Genomic DNA, 17,505 nt, shown 5'->3' on the forward strand with positions numbered 1-17,505 from the left:
CTTTTATTTTTTGGAACAAAAAAAGCTCTCTTTCGAGAGCTTAACGGACAATCTTGCGATATTCTTCCATTTCTTTCTCATTCGCCCAGATAAAATGTCCCGGCTTAATTTCCTGGAAAGAAGGCTTGTCAACACTATAATCATGCTGACTTGGATCATATACGATCAATTGTTTTTTCTTTTCGATCTGTGGATCCGGCATCGGAACTGCAGATAGAAGCGATTTAGTGTATGGATGAAGACTGTTCTTAAACAATTCTTCAGTTTCGGCTAATTCAACGATTCTACCCTTATTAATAACAGCAATACGATCAGAAATAAAACGTACGACTGATAAGTCATGGGCAATGAAGACAATCGTTAGATCACGTTCTTTTTGGAACTTCTTCAGCAAATTCAATACCTGGGCACGGATAGAAACGTCCAATGCAGAAATCGGTTCATCAGCAATCAATAATTCAGGTTCCATGACCATCGCACGGGCAATACCGATACGCTGTCTTTGACCACCCGAAAATTCATGCGGATAACGAGTAAGATGCTCATCCAGCAAACCAACGCTTTCAACAGCTTCTCTTACCTTTCTGCGACGATCTTCTTCATCTTTATATAAATGGAAATTGTATAACCCTTCAGAAATGATGTAATCCACCGTAGCACGCTCATTTAATGAAGCGGCAGGATCCTGGAATACCATCTGAATGTTACGAACTACCCATTTATCCAATTCTTTGGAAATCTTTCCACTGATTTTTTTATCTTTGAAATATATTTCTCCCTTAGTCGCAGGATTAATACGAATAATAGCACGTCCAATCGTTGTCTTTCCCGAACCACTCTCACCTACCAGCGAGAAAGTTTCTCCTTTATAGACATCAAAATTGACATCCTGCACAGCAGTGAAAGCTTTCTTTCCGCTGCCAAAAGTTACTTGTAAATCGCGTACCGATAAAATTGTTTCCTTTTCATTAACCACGGTACTCACCTCTTTCGTCTGTCATGTGTATCAATCGATCATGAAGATTCCGGATAGCCTTTGGCGGCTCAACCTGTGGCGCACGTGGATCCAGCAGCCATGTCTTTGCATAGTGTGTATCACTTACTTTAAAGAATGGCGGTTCTTCCTCAAAATCTATTTTCATCGCATAAGGATTTCTCGGTGCAAATGCATCACCTACCACCTTATCATACAATGAAGGTGGCGTACCCGTAATGGCGTAAAGTGGTTCGCCCTTGATACCCAGCTGCGGAAGACTTGAAAGCAACGCCCATGTATAAGGATGCTTTGGTGTATAGAAAATTTCCTCAGCATTACCAAATTCTATGATCTGACCTGCATACATAACAGCTACACGATCAGCAACATTCGCTACAACACCTAAGTCATGCGTAATGTAAACGGTAGTATAGCCATATTCCTTTTGAAGATCTTTGATCAGTTTCAGGATCTGAGCCTGGATCGTAACATCCAAAGCCGTTGTCGGTTCATCACAGATAAGAATATTTGGACGGCAGGCAAGAGCAATCGCAATAACGATACGCTGACGCATACCTCCGGAATACTGGAACGGATATTCATCATAACGAGTTTCAGGATTTGGAATACCAACCTCACCCATTAGCTTGATAGCCATCTGCTTAGCTTCTTCCTTGCTTTTCTTTTGATGCTTGATAATAACTTCCGCAATCTGATAACCGATCGTACGAACCGGATTCAGTGATGTCATCGGATCCTGGAAAACGGTCGCAATTCTTTTACCACGGATTCCTTCCCAGTCTTTATCTTTCTTTAACTTAGTAAGATCTATGCCATCATACATCACAGATCCATTCGTTATAAAACCATTTGAATCAAGCATTCCGGTAAATGTTTTTGTAAATACAGATTTTCCTGAACCCGATTCACCAACGATAGCAATCGTTTCACCTTCATATAAATCCAGAGAAACACCACGAATCGCCGTTAAGACACGTGAACGGACATGGAACTGCACCTCAATATCTTTAGCGGATAAAATTACTTTTCTTTCTTCACTCATCATTCTATCCTCCTAATTCATATGTGTACGCGGATCAGAAGCATCAGCCAAAGCTTGTCCGACCACATACAACGATACTGATATCAAAGCACTGACTCCAACAGGTATCCAGAAAAGATAACCAGCTGAACTCATATATGGTGCATATGTTTGAATGATATAACCAAGACTTGCTTCCTGGGCACCCATACCTACACCAACATAGCTTAAGAACACTTCATACGAAATGAAGTTAGGTACATCACGGGCTACTGATGTCACGATAACTGAAATCAGATATGGCAATACATTGTGCAGCAACACCTTATACGTAGGTGTACCAAGGCATCGAGATGCTAAGTTATATTCACGGTCACGGATGATCATTACCTGAACACGGATGAAGTATGCCGTACTGAGCCATGAAGTACAGGACAATGCAAAGATCAACTGCCATTTTCCAGGACCAAGAACGAATACCAGAACCATTACTACAAGTAGGAAAGGTACATTGGCAACAATGTTATAAACCTCGATCATGAATGAATCAATCTTCTTAGAATAACCCCAAAGCATTCCGACAGCCACACCCAGCACAGTCGTAATTGCAGTTGAGATCACAGCAATCTCTAAAGATGCACGTGTTCCATACCAAACAGCAGAGAAGACATCACGGCCACCATTATCGGTACCGAACAAAAATTGCAGGCTAGGACGAAGAAACTGACGCCAACGATCATTAATATAAGGATTGACCGCCGGATCATATCCACTGATCAGTGGATGAATGAAAGCCATAGCGACAACCAAACCTGCGATTATTAACATCGTAATAGCAATTTTATTACTAAAGAATTTCTTAAATACACTCTTCCAATATGAATAATGGGGAGCGGCGATATGCTCAGAAGCACCTTCCTGTATGCCGACAAGAGTAAATTTGTTATCTTCCATTATCGACTATCTCCTTTCGAGCTTAACTGAATGCGAGGATCTACAATCGTCATCAGAATATCGCCAAGCAAAAGCGAGAATATAGATAATGCCGTAAATATAAAGGTCAATGTGATAACCATATTGTTATTGTAGGCATTGATTGAATCCGGAAGCATCTTACCCATACCAGGAATGGCAAATACCGATTCAGTGATAACGGAACCACTGATGCACAAAATAATTGAGCTAGGTATTCCATTCACGATTGGAATGATCGCATTCTTTAAAATATGTTTATTGAATATTTCTTTTTCATTTAATCCTTTTGCACGAGCAAACTTAACATAATCTGCATTTGACTGATCGATCATATAACGACGTATCCAAATCATAACACTTGCTGTACTCATCAGCGCAAGAATGATGACAGGTAATATATATGAACGAATATCAGAGAATCCATATTGAGGGAATTTATCTGGTAAACCAAACATCAAACCAATCTGCTTTGCAAAATAGATAAAGGCCAGTGATGGTACGGCAATCATAAAATTGATATAAACCATTCCTAATTTATCCTGCCACTTATCTTTTTTACGTGCCATCATAACACCTGCAGGCAGCGCAATCGCATAAGCAATAATTAACGATAAGATACCAAACATGTAAGATAACGTAGTCATTGAAGGCGCTGTATAGTTATAAGCACAGTTCGCATAGTTATCATCAAAATGACTCTCATCAAGATGATCTAATGTTGATGTCGCCTTGTACTGACACGTATAAAGATTGATCGGAGAATTACCCGTTGACCCATTTGGGAATGTAATTTCTTCGTTTTTTGTCTTATCCTGTCCTCTATTGATGACCTCTAAGGTATTGACACCAGAATGAGTTGGGAACGAAATACCAAAATTCAACTTAATAACATTTTGATGTATAAACGGGAATGAACCATTTACATAAAGCTGATACTGATATTGACATCCTGAACATTTAATCGCAGGTATTCCATTCGGTCCACTTTCAATGTAATAGCTTCTTTCCAAATCAGGATTATCCGAATCCTGTACTGCTGATGGGTTATCAATAACAATTAGATTTGAAAAGAATCTACCGACTAATTCAGGAATTGAATAGTTACGATAAGCAAACACAAGTCCGCTTTTTAGAGTTTGTATCGTATAGCCGTCATTTTCATAAGCTTTAACGACCTCTTCAAAGTCACCTTCGCTTGCCATACAGCTGCTATAATCATCACTATAAGCTTTGCACATGTCTGCTTGCTGCTGATAATCGAGATATCCCAATTCTTTCCATCTTGCATACATATATGTTGTACGTGAATCACCCTGTAATTTCGTAAAGTTAGGATCCACCTTAAATATTTCATCACGTGGTATTAATGTATAAACCAAAATGATGGCAATGCATACTACGGCAAGAATGGAAAATATTGAACGAATAAATCTTCCTAGAATATATTTTTTCACAAAATATCCTCCTTCCACAGATAATAATAAGGGATTGAAAGTAATTTTTCAATCCCTTCGTGATAATTCATAATCTCTGCAGGAATTATTGTGCTTCTCTTGCAGCTAACCATTCCTCATAAGCAGCATCATACTGTTCTCTTGTTACAGTTTCTTCCTGAACTCTCATGAACTTGTACTTATATTCAGAGATACCAGTATTTGAATAGCTTCTTGTAAATGGAACTACCTTAGTTACTACATAACCACGAGCGTCCATCTGCTGAGGCACCATGATTGCATTGGCTACCATATAAGCATCAGCTTTTGCAAATGCTTCATAACGTGCCTGCATATCATTAGTAATTGCATCAGCTTCACGATATAATCTTTCGTATTCATCTAATCCTACTTCAGCTTTAGCTTCCTGGCTAGATGGATCATTTTCATCATCTAATGCCAAGCCAAGTGTGTGCATATAAGCACCAGAAGAAGTTGAATAAATATCTACGAATGATTTAGGGTCAGCATAGTCAGGTGACCAGCCTGAGAATGTATTGATGTCATAGTCAGTTCTTGCTGGATCCTGATTACGATAGCAAATATCATTAACTACATCATAAGATTGTAAAATAACGTTGATAATGATCTGTCCGTCTGTGTTTGCTTCAACAGACTGTTTCATAGAGTTTGCTCTATCGATATAAATCTGTGACTGATCACCGATAGCAAGTAAATCCAATGTAACAGGGAACTGAACACCTTCAGCCTTAGCAGCTTCGATGTATTCCAATGCTTTTTCCTTGTTTAAGAATGGATCCTGACCATCAGATAAGTCAATTGCTTCACCTGTCAGCTCTTCATAAGCATTATTAACTAATTCAGTATAGCTTGTTCCATCCGGAGCAGTTACGATATCAGGGAACTGGTTCATATTACGCAACATATCAACAGCTACTTCTTCAGGAGTATTTACTGTCAAATAAGCAACACGGTCGAATGCAGCCATGTAAGCACGGCGGAAGTTAGCATTTCTGATCGCATTCTGCGTATTTTCTTTTTCCGCATCAGTCGTATGAGCTGTATAGTTATAAGACTGACGGTTATAATTGAAGTTTGTTCCGAAACATGCACTGTTTGGTAAAGTTGGATAATAATAATCTTTGTATTCTTCTACATATTCTTCAAAGTCTTCCCAGCTGGCAAGCAATGTAGCCTGAGTATAAGTACCCTGGGCAAATCCATTGATTACTGAATAAGGGTCACTGCCATCATCAAAATACCAGTCAACTGTTTCTACATAAACATGTTCTGCATCCCAATAATTTTCATTTTTCTGGAACTGAATATGAGATTTAGAATCCAGGGCTGTCAATAAATAGCCACCATTATAAAGAATGGAAGAAGGATCTACTGAACCAAATGAACAAGTTGTTCTATCAGGTTCACCCAGCTTACATCCTACACCTTGAGATTCCAAGAAAGTAGCATTAACCGGGTAAAGAATTGCGTAAGTTGTCATTGAATCAAAGTATGGAGTAGACTGTTCCATCGTGTATTCAACAGTATAAGTATCTACTGCTTTAACACCTACTTCATCAAAAGTGACTGCTCCACGCTCATACTCCACGAAATTCTTCAGTACACCTTCAAGCAGCCAAGCTGTACCTGATTCAAAATCAACTGCGTGCTGTAAACCGGTAACGAAGTCCTGAGCAGTTACTTCGCCATACTCAACACCTTCAGAAGTTACCCACTGAACTCCTTCACGTAAGTGGAAAGTCCAAACTGTGGCATCATCATTAGATTCCCAGCTTTCTGCAAGTGCTCCTACAAGCTCACCTGTTGTGCTGTTTTCCAACAATCCATCAACGAGGTTTGCGTTTACTTGATGGTCAACAGCATACTGTGATGTAACATAGTCCAGGTTCTGAACATCGCTTGAATATACATAAGCATAGTTCGTAACGCTTGAAACATTATTTCCGCCACATCCAGAAAGAGCTGCAACCATAAGAGCACTTAAAGATAATCCTAAAAATTTTTTCATAATCTTTTTATCCTCCTATTGATAAAATATCATAGCCTCTCTGCTATACTCAAACATTTTAAATGATGAGAAACAAAAATGCAAGCAAATTTGAAGATTTTTTGAAGTTTTTTTCTTTTTTTTCATATTTTTTGTAACTGTTTTCACAAAATATATAATTCGTTCTTCTGTGAACGACATATAAAAACAAGTGTCTTTCATATAAAGACACTTGTTTTCCTTATGAAGATTTCTTTCATTATCCTGAGATTTCTTCATTTGATCCGTCAATTTATTTTCAATTATATATTTTTCAAAATCTTTTGATAAAAATGTATTAATCTGTTATCTCAATATCACCCATACGGCTGATCAATTCAATTTTACATTTACCATCATTTTTTATAAAACCATGTTTTTTCAACGTAACATCTCGAACACGGCATTTAATATCTCCCAATCCTTTTGTATAGGAAATATCAAATGAATCATTTCCAGAAATATTTAATTTGATATCCCCCATGCTGCTTTTCATGAACACCTGATCTGCCCGGGCTATATGAGCTTTCACATCACCTAAACGACTTTCAAGATTGACGCTTGGTGCATTTGCATTACATTTGACATCTCCCTTGGATGTAAAGGCATGCACGCTTTTATCTGCCGTAAATGATCCTTTGATATCCCCTAGTGCGTTATCTACAGATATTTCTTTTCCGGTGATATCACCCTCAAAATCACCTGACTGAGTCTTTATATCAACCTGATCAAATATTCCTTTTTCAATTTCAATATCACCTAACTTGGTCTGTGCTTCAAGCCTCAGACCAGCAGGTAAGGTAATCTTCATCTTCACATTTTTAAGTATTCCGGGCAGCTGCATCGGTTTGCTGTGTAATTTGAAATAATATGTCTGATTCTCGGTATAACACTCAAAATCATAATAAGCATGGCTGGTACTTTTCCAATTTTTAAGCTCATATTCCATCTTATTCCCCATTTTTATCTCAATATCCCCTTTATCACTATAAATAACTGCTGAATGGATATTCTGATCCGCTTTGAGGGTTGGCTTAGGTTCATTCTTCAATTCATTGATAAATTCAGAAATATTCCCCAATGATTCAATGATTTCCTCTTCGCTGCTGCCATCAGCCAAACCAATTTCAAAATGTTCATTAAAATCCTCTAAAATTTCCTGGCTTCTTTCTGATGAACAGCCTTCAAGTGCTTTTTTTAACTGATTCATATATTCTTCTCTACTCATCATCGTTTTCCTCCAATATTTTTTCTACCTGTCTCACAAATTCATGCCATTGCTTTCTTGCTGCCTTTTCCGCATCATATCCCTTTTCTGTCAGATGATAATACTTACGTGCAGGCCCATCACTAGATTCTTTTAAATAGGTTTCTACCAGCTTCTCATCTTTAAGTCTTTTTAAGATTGGATAAAGCGTTCCTGTCGCAATCGACATCGATCGTGATATTTTTTCTGTCAGCTCATACCCATATTGATCACGGACTTTCAATTGACTTAATACACACATATCCAGGACACCTTTTTTTAACTGTGCATTCATCGTATCACTCCTTGAGTGTATTATATCACCAACTATTATATATTACAATATAGTAGTTTATATTTTATATGTGAAAATAAAATGATTTCTAATAAAAAAGCATTTGAATTCATGATCTTATTTCAGCTCTAAAGATCATGTTCAAACACTTTTCATTTCTATATAGCTTTTACTGTGCTTTATCCATTATTTCACTATATTCTTCCCATTTAGCCATTAGATTTTCGATTTCATTATTGACATCATCAATTTTTTCATCTAATTCTGCCATCTTACGATAATCATGATAATATTCCGGATCAAAACGCAGCTCACGCAATGCTTCGATTTCGGTTTCTTTCTGATCGATCATCTTTTCAAGACGGCGAATTTCTCTTGAATAATTGATATTCTTCTTTTCTTCCTGCTTAACAGGTGCCGATGATTTTTTCGCCTTTACAGGTTCTTCATGCGGCTTATTACGATCCAGGTAATCCTGATAATTCATCTTATAAAAGGTTGCGCCATTTTCATCAATATGAAGGATGGCCGTTGCCAGCTTATTGATAAAGTAACGGTCATGGGAAACAAACATCATCGTTCCGTCATATTCTTTCAATGAATTTTCCAAAGCTTCTTTTCCGGCCAGATCGAGATGATTGGTCGGTTCATCCATGATCAAAAAGTTAGGCTGCTTCAGCATCAGCTTTACAAGTGACAGACGCACCTTCTCACCACCGCTTAAACAATCAATTGTCTTAAATACATCATCACCGGTAAACAAGAAACATCCCAAAGCTGTTCTGATTTCACTGCGTGTCATATCCGGATATTCATTCCACACTTCTTCTAATATTGTATTATTGCTGTTAAACTGAGCCAGATCCTGATCAAAATAACCGATCTCGATCTGATGACCCAGCAGCTTTTCACCGCCGAGAGAAGGTATCAGATCCATGATTGTTTTTACTAACGTTGATTTTCCTTTACCATTCGGTCCAATGACCGCCACTCGTTCATGCTGCATGATTTCAAAGGAAACCTTACAGAGCACATGATCATATCCGATAGCAAGATCTTTTACCTCTAATACGCGTTTTCCGCCGCGAATACGTGCATGAAAATGTGCCTTAAAGCTTCTTTTAGATGGATTGACATCTTCTATTTTATCCATTCTTTCCAAATATTTGATCTTGCTTTGCGCAAATGCCGCTTTATTTTTCTTATAACGGAATTTTTCGATCAATGCCTCAATACGTTCAATTTCTTTCTGCTGACGTGCATAAGCACTTTTTTGACGTTCGATATCACTTTCCTTCGTTTTCAAAAAAGCATCATAATTGCCGACATAACGACGCATGACGCCCCATTCGATTTCATAGATCTCATCCGCAACATTATTGATAAAGGTTCGGTCATGAGAAACCAGAACCACAGCCTTAGGATAGCGTTTCACAAATCCTTCCAGCCATTCGATCGTTTCCAAATCAAGATGATTCGTCGGCTCATCCAGCAGCAAGATATCCGGTTGAGAAAGCAGCAGCTTCACAAAAGCAATACGAGTGCGCTGTCCTCCTGAAAATGTTTTGATCTGCCGTGACAGATCCTCTTCTTTAAATCCGAATTTTGTAAACACCGTTTCAATCGACGATTGTATCGTATAACCGCCTCTTTCTTCAAATGCGTGCTGAAGATTGGCATATTCCTCCAACAATGCCTCACTATGATCATATTCCATTTGTTGATAGACCTTCTCCAACCGATCTTTAATTTTTAAGACTTCCCAAAAAACAGTGTTCATTTCATCCTGCACACTGTTTTCTTCATTCGCAAATGTTGTCTGAGCTAAATAACCGATACGGCAATCATTCGCCTTATGGATCACACCGCTATCCAATTCTTCCTCACCGGCCATGATCTTCAAAAGGGTGGTCTTTCCACAACCATTATTACCAATCAGAGCTATTTTCTCATTATTTCTGACTTCAAACTGAATATTTTCAAACAAGGTGGTACCACCAAAGCCCTTGCTTCCTTTATTAATCTGATATTTCATAGTTAATGATCCCCAATTTCAATCTGATAATAAGTAGCAATCGAATCCGCAATGCTACTCATGATACTTTCGTAATCATCCACCCAAAGCTTATAATCCATTGGGTTGGAAACATAGATCAGACGCATCATCAACGCCTGCATGCCTTTTTTATTCCCGCTCGCAAATGCATTTTCCTCACGCATGGATTCATTCATGCTGCCGGCTCCCGTTGCGACTCCGCCTGTTTCACGAACCACAGAATTATTATCATACAGGATACCTTCGGCATTTTTTGCGGTATTCGTCAAAACACCGTTTTGTACCGTTCCCGGATATAGCGTTGAACCCATCAGCCCTACGCTTTCTTCTAAATCATGAATGATCTGGTTAGCCAGTGCTGAAGAAGCATAATAAGAATGCGTAATTTCGATACCACTGGTAGAAGAATAATCTGAGCCATTAAATTGCAGGTTCAGGTATAGCTTTGCTTCATGTTCATAACCAATATAAGCCCGGCCATCAACACCATTGGTATTGATCTGCTGTTCCATTGAATTTTTTGTCAAGCCTACAACAAAACCATACTCCTCCAGTTTTTCTTTCAAAACCAGAGCAGCCTTATACATTTCATCATTCTCATTTAAGCCGTTGATCTGATACCCCCAGCGAACACCTGTGCCATAGTCATCATTACCGCCAAACGGATCGATCAAAATATCATATTTATCTTCCTGAACCTTGTCACTTGTGATATTCAGATATACATAATTCTGACTTAATTCAGTATCTTTTAAATAATTATTCGTCGCAATAACTTCAACTTTTTTGCTTCCATCATTACGGGTGACCGTATGAAAAACATCACTGATCTCATTTGTGCTGATCATGCGATATTCCTGAAGATTATTAACGACATAGACCTCATAAAAACCATCCTCTAATTCTCCCAGATCAATCTGTTGATCAACAGAATTGGATAATTGAAACAATATCTTCTCATCGTTGCAAAGATTTCTAAGCTGGATCGTTTTTCCAAATAGATCGTCACTTTGTCCTAATGTATAAGGTTCTTGCAGAAAACTTAAATTTTCACCATAAAAGAAATAATCGCTGATTTCATATGTTCTTTCATATTCCTGTTCCAATAAAGCATGGGTCTTGGAAACCGAATAAGAACAGATCTGTACGCCTTCATTGTTTTCTGTACGCGGGAAAAGAACATTTATCAAAAGATAAATGACACACAAAATTAAACATAACAGCGGAATTGCAATTTTCCATTTGATTTTTCTTCGCGGTTTTTTTACATAAGCCATATTCTTTTCCTTTCGCTATTATTATAGTTGAAATGTGAAAAAAAAACTAGACCCTATGCAGAGTCTAGAATATCAGATTTCTTGGTGTTCTTGGGAATGGTTCCGTATCACGAATATTACCGATACCCGTTAAATACATTAAGAAACGATCAAAGCCAAGACCAAATCCGGCATGCTTGCAGCCACCAAAGCGTCTTAGATCCATGTACCATTCCAGATTTTCGGTTTTCATGCCCATATCTTCCATTCTCTTTTTCAGTACATCATAACGTTCTTCACGCTGACTGCCGCCAACAAGCTCACCTACTCCCGGAACGAGAAGATCACAAGCGGCTACCGTTTTTCCATCATCATTCATACGCATATAGAACGCCTTGATATCTTTTGGATAGTCGGTCAGGAATACCGGACCATGGACAATCTGTTCACAGATATAACGTTCATGTTCACGGTTAAGATCCATGCCCCATGAAACCTTGTTTTCAAACTTCACATCTGCTTTTTCTAATATTTCAATGGCTTCCGTATAAGTCATGCGCTTAAATTCACTGTTACGAATCATATTCAAACGATTCATCACATCATGATCGATCATCGTATTGAAGAATTTCATTTCTTCAGGTGCATTTTCTAATACATAATCGATACAGTATTTGATCATATCTTCGATCAGATTCATATTGTCGTTTAAATCAGCAAAAGCAATTTCCGGTTCGATCATCCAAAATTCCGATGCATGGAATGGTGTATTTGAATTTTCAGCCCTAAAAGCCGGTCCGAATGTGTAGACATCCCTAAAGGCCAAAGCAAAAGCTTCGACGTGTAATTGACCCGTTACAGTCAGATAGGCTTCTTTTCCGAAAAAGTCCTCTTCATATTTATCGTCACTGCGTACAGTTGCCTTAAACATTTCACCTGCACCCTCACCGTCATTGCCGGTGATGATCGGTGTATGCACATAGACAAAGCCCTGATCCTGGAAAAATTCATGAATGGCCATGGACAATACGCTTCTTAAACGGAAAACAGCATAATAGGTATTTGCACGGGGACGGATATGCGGTATTTCACGCAGATATTCGAAACTATGACGCTTCTTCTGCAGCGGATAATCCTCATCGCAATCCCCCTCCAATATGCTTTCAGTCACCTGGATTTCAAAAGGCTGTTTGCCCTCTGGGGTCAAAACAAATTTACCGGTAATCGTTAATGCAGTTCCGGTACGATAATGGCGTACTTCCTCAAAGTTTTTCAACGTTGTCTGATAAACGAGCTGTGCATTTCTAAAATAAGTACCATCATTAAGCTCAATAAATCCCAGCTTACCATTACAACGATTAGTTCTGACCCATCCTTGCAACTGCACATACTCAATCGAATCCAATTCCATATGATTCTGTGATTGAACCATTTCATACAATTCACGAATCGTCATAAATTCAAACATATCTCTTTCTCCTTTTTCTTATAAAAAAACGTTCCCATTCAGGAACGTAATAACGCGGTGCCATCCTGATTCGTACCTTCTGATACGCATCTTATATGCATATAACGCCTGCCCGCGTAACCGTCTACTCAATTTCTCCGGTTCAGCTCCATGAGTGTTCCACGCTCATCTTCCCTTCTTCATCTTTCACCATCATGAAGTCGCTGATAAGGGAGTCAATGGGTGACTCATTTCTTTGCCGTTTTCTTATCTAAAGCATTTGTTTCAAAAACAAGCTCCTGTATAGATGATACTACATCAACATACTTAATTGCAACCCCTTTTGGCACTTGAATGTGCTCATGGGTAAAATCAACGATGCCTACGATACCACACTTCACCAGTCTGTCCACGGTCTGTTGGATATCAGTACTGGCAGCAAGGATCGCAATTCGACATCCTTGAGGAATTTTTTCTTCCAATTCACTAAGATCATAGACCGGAATGCCAAAACGTACTCCCTGTCTATCCGCAGAAACATCAAAAGCACATGTTATCTCACCGACAACATAATTCCATTTATTATATTTCATTAATGCCCGGCCAAGATTTCCGGCACCAATCAAAATAATTTTTTCATCAAAATCTAATCCAAGCTCTTGTGAAAAAATATCAATCAGTTTTGACACATCATATCCGTATCCTTGCTTTCCAAGATTACCGAGAAATGAAAAATCACGACGTATCGTTGTTGATTCAATATTTACATATTCACTTAATTCCTTCGATAAAATCCTTTCTACGCCCGAATTTGCAAGCTTTCTCAATGCTTTTAAATATAGGGGATATCTTTGAAGCGTTGCCTTTGGCACATTTTTGTTTGTCATACGATCACCTACAATCAGTATATCACAAAAGTAAATCTTTGTGAATAATCTAATTTATTTAACTTTCGAGATCCATTCCCGGATCCGCACTGACATCAAAACCGGCCCGTACACCATGACGATAAGCAACACTTCCGGCAACACCGATCATAGCGGCATTATCTGTGCAACACGACAGCGGTGGGATCAGACATTCAACGTTTGGATATTTTTTCTGAAGATCATTGGTCACATGCTCACGTAAACAGCTATTGGCAGCCACTCCACCGGCCAATACAAACTGTTTCACCTTAAAGCTTGCTAATGCCTTATCAGCTCTTTCTAACAGACAGCTGATGGCTGTTTCCTGAAAGGAGCAAGCAAGATCCTCAGGTTTAAATGTTTCATTTTGACGCTCCATACGCTTGATAAATTGCAATACTCCGGATTTAAGGCCCGAGAAAGAAAAATCGAGTTCTTTTTCCGGTTTTGGTTTCGGCAGCTTATATATATTTTTTCCCTGCTTTGATAATTTATCAATATATACACCGCCCGGATAAGGAAGCCCCAAAACTCTGCCCACCTTATCAAAAGCCTCACCGATCGCATCATCCTGAGTAGTTCCTAACACCTCAAAGCTCCACTCATCCTTCATATAGATCAGTTCGGTATGGCCACCGCTGACAACTAATGCCAGCAATGGAAAATGCAATTCACTGACAAGACGATTGGCATAAATATGTCCTGCAATGTGATGAACAGGTACCAATGGCTTCTTAAATGCCCATGCCAGTGTTTTAGCGGCCTGAACGCCTACATGCAGGCTGCCGATCAGACCGGGACCCTGCGTAAAAGCAACGGCATCGATATCTTCCATTTTTAAATTTGCTTTTTTTAGGCATTCATTAATGACCATAGAAATATTTTCAATATGTATGCGTGAAGCAATTTCCGGAATCACGCCGCCATATTCTTTATGGACATCGATCTGTGTCGCTACGACATTCGCAAGAACAATATGCTCATCCTCGATCACTGCTGCTGCAGTTTCATCGCAGCTTGATTCAATTGCCAGTATCTTACTCATATGTTTCCTCCTAAAGCTTTCATCATGAAAAGGGCATCCTCCCCGTCTTCATAATAGCCTTTTCTTATATTCATCTCATAAAAGCCACATTTTTTATATAAATGAATGGCAGCTTCATTACTTTTCCTAACCTCCAGCGAAAGGACGCTGCATTTTTGCCGGTCGCACTGTTCGATGACATAGCTCATCAACTCATAAGCAATGCCATGACGTCTGGCTTGATGCGACACTGCCAATGTCGTGATCTGGGCATCATCAAAAAGAATGTAATAGCCAACCATTCCTAAGACTTGACCATCTTTTTCATATACCTTCATATTTGAAAATTCATTTTTTGAAATTTCATATTCGAAATCTTCACGTTTCCAATGCTCATGAAACGCTTCTTTTTCGATATCCATTACCTGATCCAGATCATCAGGCGTCATTTCACGGATCATTTTACTAATTCTTCCTTATTTTTTAAATAATGAGGTGTCAGTGTATGTACATTTGCAACTTTCTTCCATGAACATTTCACTGCTATGAAATTCGCAGCCAGATCGATTTCTTTATTTTCTTCACCTATAAGGTAGGTATCCCCCATGATGTTGATCCCTTTATCTTTGTCTTCTTTGATTTGATCAAGTGTTTTTATCGTTTCACTAACAAGTCTTCCGTTTTCACATGTTCCGCAATAAACGCGATTGCTGCGGGCATCTAAAATAACTTCTCCACTGTTTTGACCTGCAAATATCAAATAAGTAGGTATCGTATATAAATCAATAGGCTTCTGCGTACATAAGACCTTTGCGAAAGTCATCGCAATGCGTTCGCCAGTATAGCTTCCAGGCCCCTCTGTCAGTACGATTTGATCAAGATCATCGCATTCCCATCCCGCCTGATCCATACAAGTATTCAACGCTTCAAAAAAGCGTTCGCTTTGCTGCTTCCAGGCCCACTCATTCCATGAGCTAAGACACTGGTCATCCTCAAAGCAGCCAACAACGATATACTTATGACATGTATCTAATACTAATGTTTTCATAAAAGCTTCTCCAATAATGATTCATAACGCTCTCCATAAGCATTGATATCAAAAATTCTTTCTTCATCTTTCTGAATATATATAGAAATATCCAATCGCTCTTCAGGAAGGATATCTTTGATGAATTCTCCCCATTCGATCACACAGACACCCTCTCCCTGAAGTATTTCCTCGAATCCAAGATCCTGATCGATTCCTTCCATTCGATAGGCATCAATATGATAGAGCGGTATATTCCCTTTATAGATTTTTAAAATAGTAAAGGTCGGCGAGCTGATTGTTTTATCAATGCCCATCCCCTTGCCGATACTTTTAGTAAGCGTTGTTTTTCCAGCACCTAAATCACCATTTAAAGTAATACACATGCCTTTGAAACTCAATTCTCCTAACTTTCTTCCTAATAGCTCGGTATCCTTTTTTGAATGAATAACTTTCTTCATAATCTTCTCTCCTTTCTTATTGTATAAGCCAAACGACTTAAACGGTATAAAAGATGATTGACCGGCAGATCAAATTCACCGATATATTCGCTGACAAGTGCATTGAATTTTGATTTATAACCCGTTAGACCATCATCCAGCGTTCCTTCAACACCGCCCATGCAAGCATACTCATAACCTTGATCGAAAACAAATTGGAAACGAATGAAGTGAGATAAAAATTGCGGCTTAAAGCTCTTAAAATCTTCATTCATACCAGCATATAACATCTCAACCGTCTTTCCATATCCAATCATCAAAGCTCCGGCGATATAGGTGTTTGAATCATATTTTTTAAGTACCTCTTCAAGGGATTTCCATTCTTCAGTCAAATTTTTCTGTTCGATCTGAAGACGGTCGATCTGATTCAATGATAAATTATCCTGACTCAATTCTTTTTCAATTTCAGAAAGACGTTCCTGTACTTCATGCCCGCGAATCGTCGGATCCACGCTGCATAGGAACAAATAGGCATCGTCCTGATAAACCTCCATTAATTTTTTGAAATATTCCCGGTTTCTCAACGCAACACCTTTACGAATTTCCGTCAGATGCATGATATCTGAAAAGACATCCACCATTTCAATACCATAGCGTTTAACTTCAACATGCTTTCGTAATGCCGCATTTTTGGATTTACGTACATCCTTTTGTACATATTTGGCGAAATCATCAACCTTGTGTACTCCCATTTGAAATCGTGGCTGTACCGTATCCTTCATATCTAACGTAAAGCCTAAATGACGGCCGCCGCCATTTTCAATGTTATGAATGATTTCCTGGGTATTATCAGCATAAGCTGTCTTATCCTTATCTTTCACTAAAAACTCCCGGATACGTATGCCCGGATCAAACTTAATGAATAAACAATGATATTTTTTGGCCCATGTACTTAATGAATTAAGATAAAAGCGTACAAGTTCTTTATTCTCATAATCCATGATAGGTCCTCTAGGTATATACATCATCGTTAATGAAAAAGGAAGTCTTTTGATCAACACAAGACTCGAACCAACCAATTGGCCGTCTTCCTCCACACCTACGATCGCATGATCCCAGTTATCCTTGACACTTGCCCATGAAGAGGACTGAAGAAGTGCACATAAGGGGTGATTCTTAACAAATTCATCGTGTTGATTTGGTTCAATATTTTCTTTAAAAATAAACATATTCGTCCTCCTGTTGTATTATATCACACTCTATGACAAATTACTTCTATCAAACGTTTTGTTTTATTCTTTTGAATTTAATA

General features: G+C 38.6%; 16 protein-coding genes. All 16 read right to left on the reverse strand.

Translation table 11 applies throughout. The annotated features are described in order from the left end of the window. Positions 1-40: 40 nt before the first annotated feature. The 16 genes from ACZYT3_RS11965 to ACZYT3_RS12040 all read right to left on the reverse strand — a co-directional run bounded on the left by ACZYT3_RS11965 (position 41) and on the right by ACZYT3_RS12040 (position 17,422). Positions 41-976 (reverse strand): ATP-binding cassette domain-containing protein, encoded by a 936-nt coding sequence (locus tag ACZYT3_RS11965; RefSeq protein ID WP_464088818.1) that lies wholly within the window; start codon positions 974-976, stop codon positions 41-43. Continuing rightward, positions 969-2,039, reverse strand: coding sequence for an ABC transporter ATP-binding protein (locus ACZYT3_RS11970; protein ID WP_294562280.1), 1,071 nt, complete (start codon positions 2,037-2,039; stop codon positions 969-971). Before ACZYT3_RS11970 ends, ACZYT3_RS11965 begins: the two co-directional genes overlap by 8 nt. Positions 2,040-2,051: 12 nt before the next feature. Continuing rightward, entirely contained in the window at positions 2,052-2,972 is a 921-nt protein-coding gene (gene oppC, locus ACZYT3_RS11975; RefSeq protein WP_294562279.1) for an oligopeptide ABC transporter permease OppC, read from the reverse strand. Further along, positions 2,972-4,447: an ABC transporter permease gene (locus ACZYT3_RS11980; RefSeq protein WP_464088819.1), complete on the reverse strand. Its 1,476-nt coding sequence runs from the start codon at positions 4,445-4,447 to the stop codon at positions 2,972-2,974. Before ACZYT3_RS11980 ends, oppC begins: the two co-directional genes overlap by 1 nt. Before the next feature lie 85 nt (positions 4,448-4,532). Then, positions 4,533-6,476, reverse strand: a complete 1,944-nt coding sequence (locus ACZYT3_RS11985) for a peptide ABC transporter substrate-binding protein (RefSeq protein ID WP_464088820.1) — start codon at positions 6,474-6,476, stop codon at positions 4,533-4,535. Between the two features lie 316 nt (positions 6,477-6,792). Beyond that, positions 6,793-7,725, reverse strand: coding sequence for a DUF4097 family beta strand repeat-containing protein (locus ACZYT3_RS11990; RefSeq protein ID WP_464088821.1), 933 nt, complete (start codon positions 7,723-7,725; stop codon positions 6,793-6,795). Continuing rightward, entirely contained in the window at positions 7,715-8,035 is a 321-nt protein-coding gene (locus tag ACZYT3_RS11995) for a PadR family transcriptional regulator (RefSeq protein WP_294562275.1), read from the reverse strand. Before ACZYT3_RS11995 ends, ACZYT3_RS11990 begins: the two co-directional genes overlap by 11 nt. Before the next feature lie 169 nt (positions 8,036-8,204). Beyond that, positions 8,205-10,070, reverse strand: coding sequence for an ABC-F family ATP-binding cassette domain-containing protein (locus ACZYT3_RS12000; protein WP_294562273.1), 1,866 nt, complete (start codon positions 10,068-10,070; stop codon positions 8,205-8,207). A 2-nt stretch (positions 10,071-10,072) separates the two neighbouring features. Next, positions 10,073-11,368 (reverse strand): N-acetylmuramoyl-L-alanine amidase, encoded by a 1,296-nt coding sequence (locus ACZYT3_RS12005; protein WP_294562272.1) that lies wholly within the window; start codon positions 11,366-11,368, stop codon positions 10,073-10,075. A 64-nt stretch (positions 11,369-11,432) separates the two neighbouring features. After that, on the reverse strand, positions 11,433-12,815 hold the full coding sequence (asnS, locus tag ACZYT3_RS12010) for an asparagine--tRNA ligase (protein WP_294562271.1): 1,383 nt from the start codon (positions 12,813-12,815) through the stop codon (positions 11,433-11,435). A 227-nt stretch (positions 12,816-13,042) separates the two neighbouring features. Next, positions 13,043-13,681 carry a redox-sensing transcriptional repressor Rex gene (locus ACZYT3_RS12015; RefSeq protein ID WP_294562269.1) on the reverse strand — a complete coding sequence of 213 codons (639 nt, stop codon included), beginning with the start codon at positions 13,679-13,681 and terminating at the stop codon, positions 13,043-13,045. 58 nt (positions 13,682-13,739) lie between these two features. After that, the gene (gene tsaD / locus ACZYT3_RS12020; protein ID WP_464088822.1) at positions 13,740-14,747 is read right to left on the reverse strand and encodes a tRNA (adenosine(37)-N6)-threonylcarbamoyltransferase complex transferase subunit TsaD; all 1,008 of its coding nucleotides are present in this window, start codon (positions 14,745-14,747) and stop codon (positions 13,740-13,742) included. Further along, entirely contained in the window at positions 14,744-15,187 is a 444-nt protein-coding gene (gene rimI, locus ACZYT3_RS12025) for a ribosomal protein S18-alanine N-acetyltransferase (protein WP_464088823.1), read from the reverse strand. The genes tsaD and rimI overlap by 4 nt, the downstream gene beginning before the upstream one ends. Next, positions 15,184-15,774 (reverse strand): tRNA (adenosine(37)-N6)-threonylcarbamoyltransferase complex dimerization subunit type 1 TsaB, encoded by a 591-nt coding sequence (gene tsaB / locus ACZYT3_RS12030; protein WP_464088824.1) that lies wholly within the window; start codon positions 15,772-15,774, stop codon positions 15,184-15,186. Before tsaB ends, rimI begins: the two co-directional genes overlap by 4 nt. Further along, positions 15,771-16,214 carry a tRNA (adenosine(37)-N6)-threonylcarbamoyltransferase complex ATPase subunit type 1 TsaE gene (gene tsaE, locus ACZYT3_RS12035; RefSeq protein ID WP_294562265.1) on the reverse strand — a complete coding sequence of 148 codons (444 nt, stop codon included), beginning with the start codon at positions 16,212-16,214 and terminating at the stop codon, positions 15,771-15,773. The genes tsaB and tsaE overlap by 4 nt, the downstream gene beginning before the upstream one ends. Then, positions 16,211-17,422: a peptidoglycan bridge formation glycyltransferase FemA/FemB family protein gene (locus ACZYT3_RS12040; protein WP_464088825.1), complete on the reverse strand. Its 1,212-nt coding sequence runs from the start codon at positions 17,420-17,422 to the stop codon at positions 16,211-16,213. Before ACZYT3_RS12040 ends, tsaE begins: the two co-directional genes overlap by 4 nt. Positions 17,423-17,505 lie beyond the last annotated feature (83 nt).

It is taken from the genome of Traorella sp. mt218 (assembly GCF_055420025.1).

What these genes read in the sequence shown, in the direction of transcription:
- ACZYT3_RS11970 (WP_294562280.1), bottom strand. Translation starts at nt 2,039, where the DNA reads ATGAGTGAAGAAAGAAAAGTAATTTTATCCGCTAAAGATATTGAGGTG.
- oppC (WP_294562279.1), bottom strand. Translation starts at nt 2,972, where the DNA reads ATGGAAGATAACAAATTTACTCTTGTCGGCATACAGGAAGGTGCTTCT.
- ACZYT3_RS11985 (WP_464088820.1), bottom strand. Translation starts at nt 6,476, where the DNA reads ATGAAAAAATTTTTAGGATTATCTTTAAGTGCTCTTATGGTTGCAGCT.
- ACZYT3_RS11990 (WP_464088821.1), bottom strand. Translation starts at nt 7,725, where the DNA reads ATGATGAGTAGAGAAGAATATATGAATCAGTTAAAAAAAGCACTTGAA.
- ACZYT3_RS11995 (WP_294562275.1), bottom strand. Translation starts at nt 8,035, where the DNA reads ATGAATGCACAGTTAAAAAAAGGTGTCCTGGATATGTGTGTATTAAGT.
- ACZYT3_RS12000 (WP_294562273.1), bottom strand. Translation starts at nt 10,070, where the DNA reads ATGAAATATCAGATTAATAAAGGAAGCAAGGGCTTTGGTGGTACCACC.
- ACZYT3_RS12005 (WP_294562272.1), bottom strand. Translation starts at nt 11,368, where the DNA reads ATGGCTTATGTAAAAAAACCGCGAAGAAAAATCAAATGGAAAATTGCA.
- asnS (WP_294562271.1), bottom strand. Translation starts at nt 12,815, where the DNA reads ATGTTTGAATTTATGACGATTCGTGAATTGTATGAAATGGTTCAATCA.
- ACZYT3_RS12015 (WP_294562269.1), bottom strand. Translation starts at nt 13,681, where the DNA reads ATGACAAACAAAAATGTGCCAAAGGCAACGCTTCAAAGATATCCCCTA.
- tsaD (WP_464088822.1), bottom strand. Translation starts at nt 14,747, where the DNA reads ATGAGTAAGATACTGGCAATTGAATCAAGCTGCGATGAAACTGCAGCA.
- rimI (WP_464088823.1), bottom strand. Translation starts at nt 15,187, where the DNA reads ATGATCCGTGAAATGACGCCTGATGATCTGGATCAGGTAATGGATATC.
- tsaB (WP_464088824.1), bottom strand. Translation starts at nt 15,774, where the DNA reads ATGAAAACATTAGTATTAGATACATGTCATAAGTATATCGTTGTTGGC.
- tsaE (WP_294562265.1), bottom strand. Translation starts at nt 16,214, where the DNA reads ATGAAGAAAGTTATTCATTCAAAAAAGGATACCGAGCTATTAGGAAGA.
- ACZYT3_RS12040 (WP_464088825.1), bottom strand. Translation starts at nt 17,422, where the DNA reads ATGTTTATTTTTAAAGAAAATATTGAACCAAATCAACACGATGAATTT.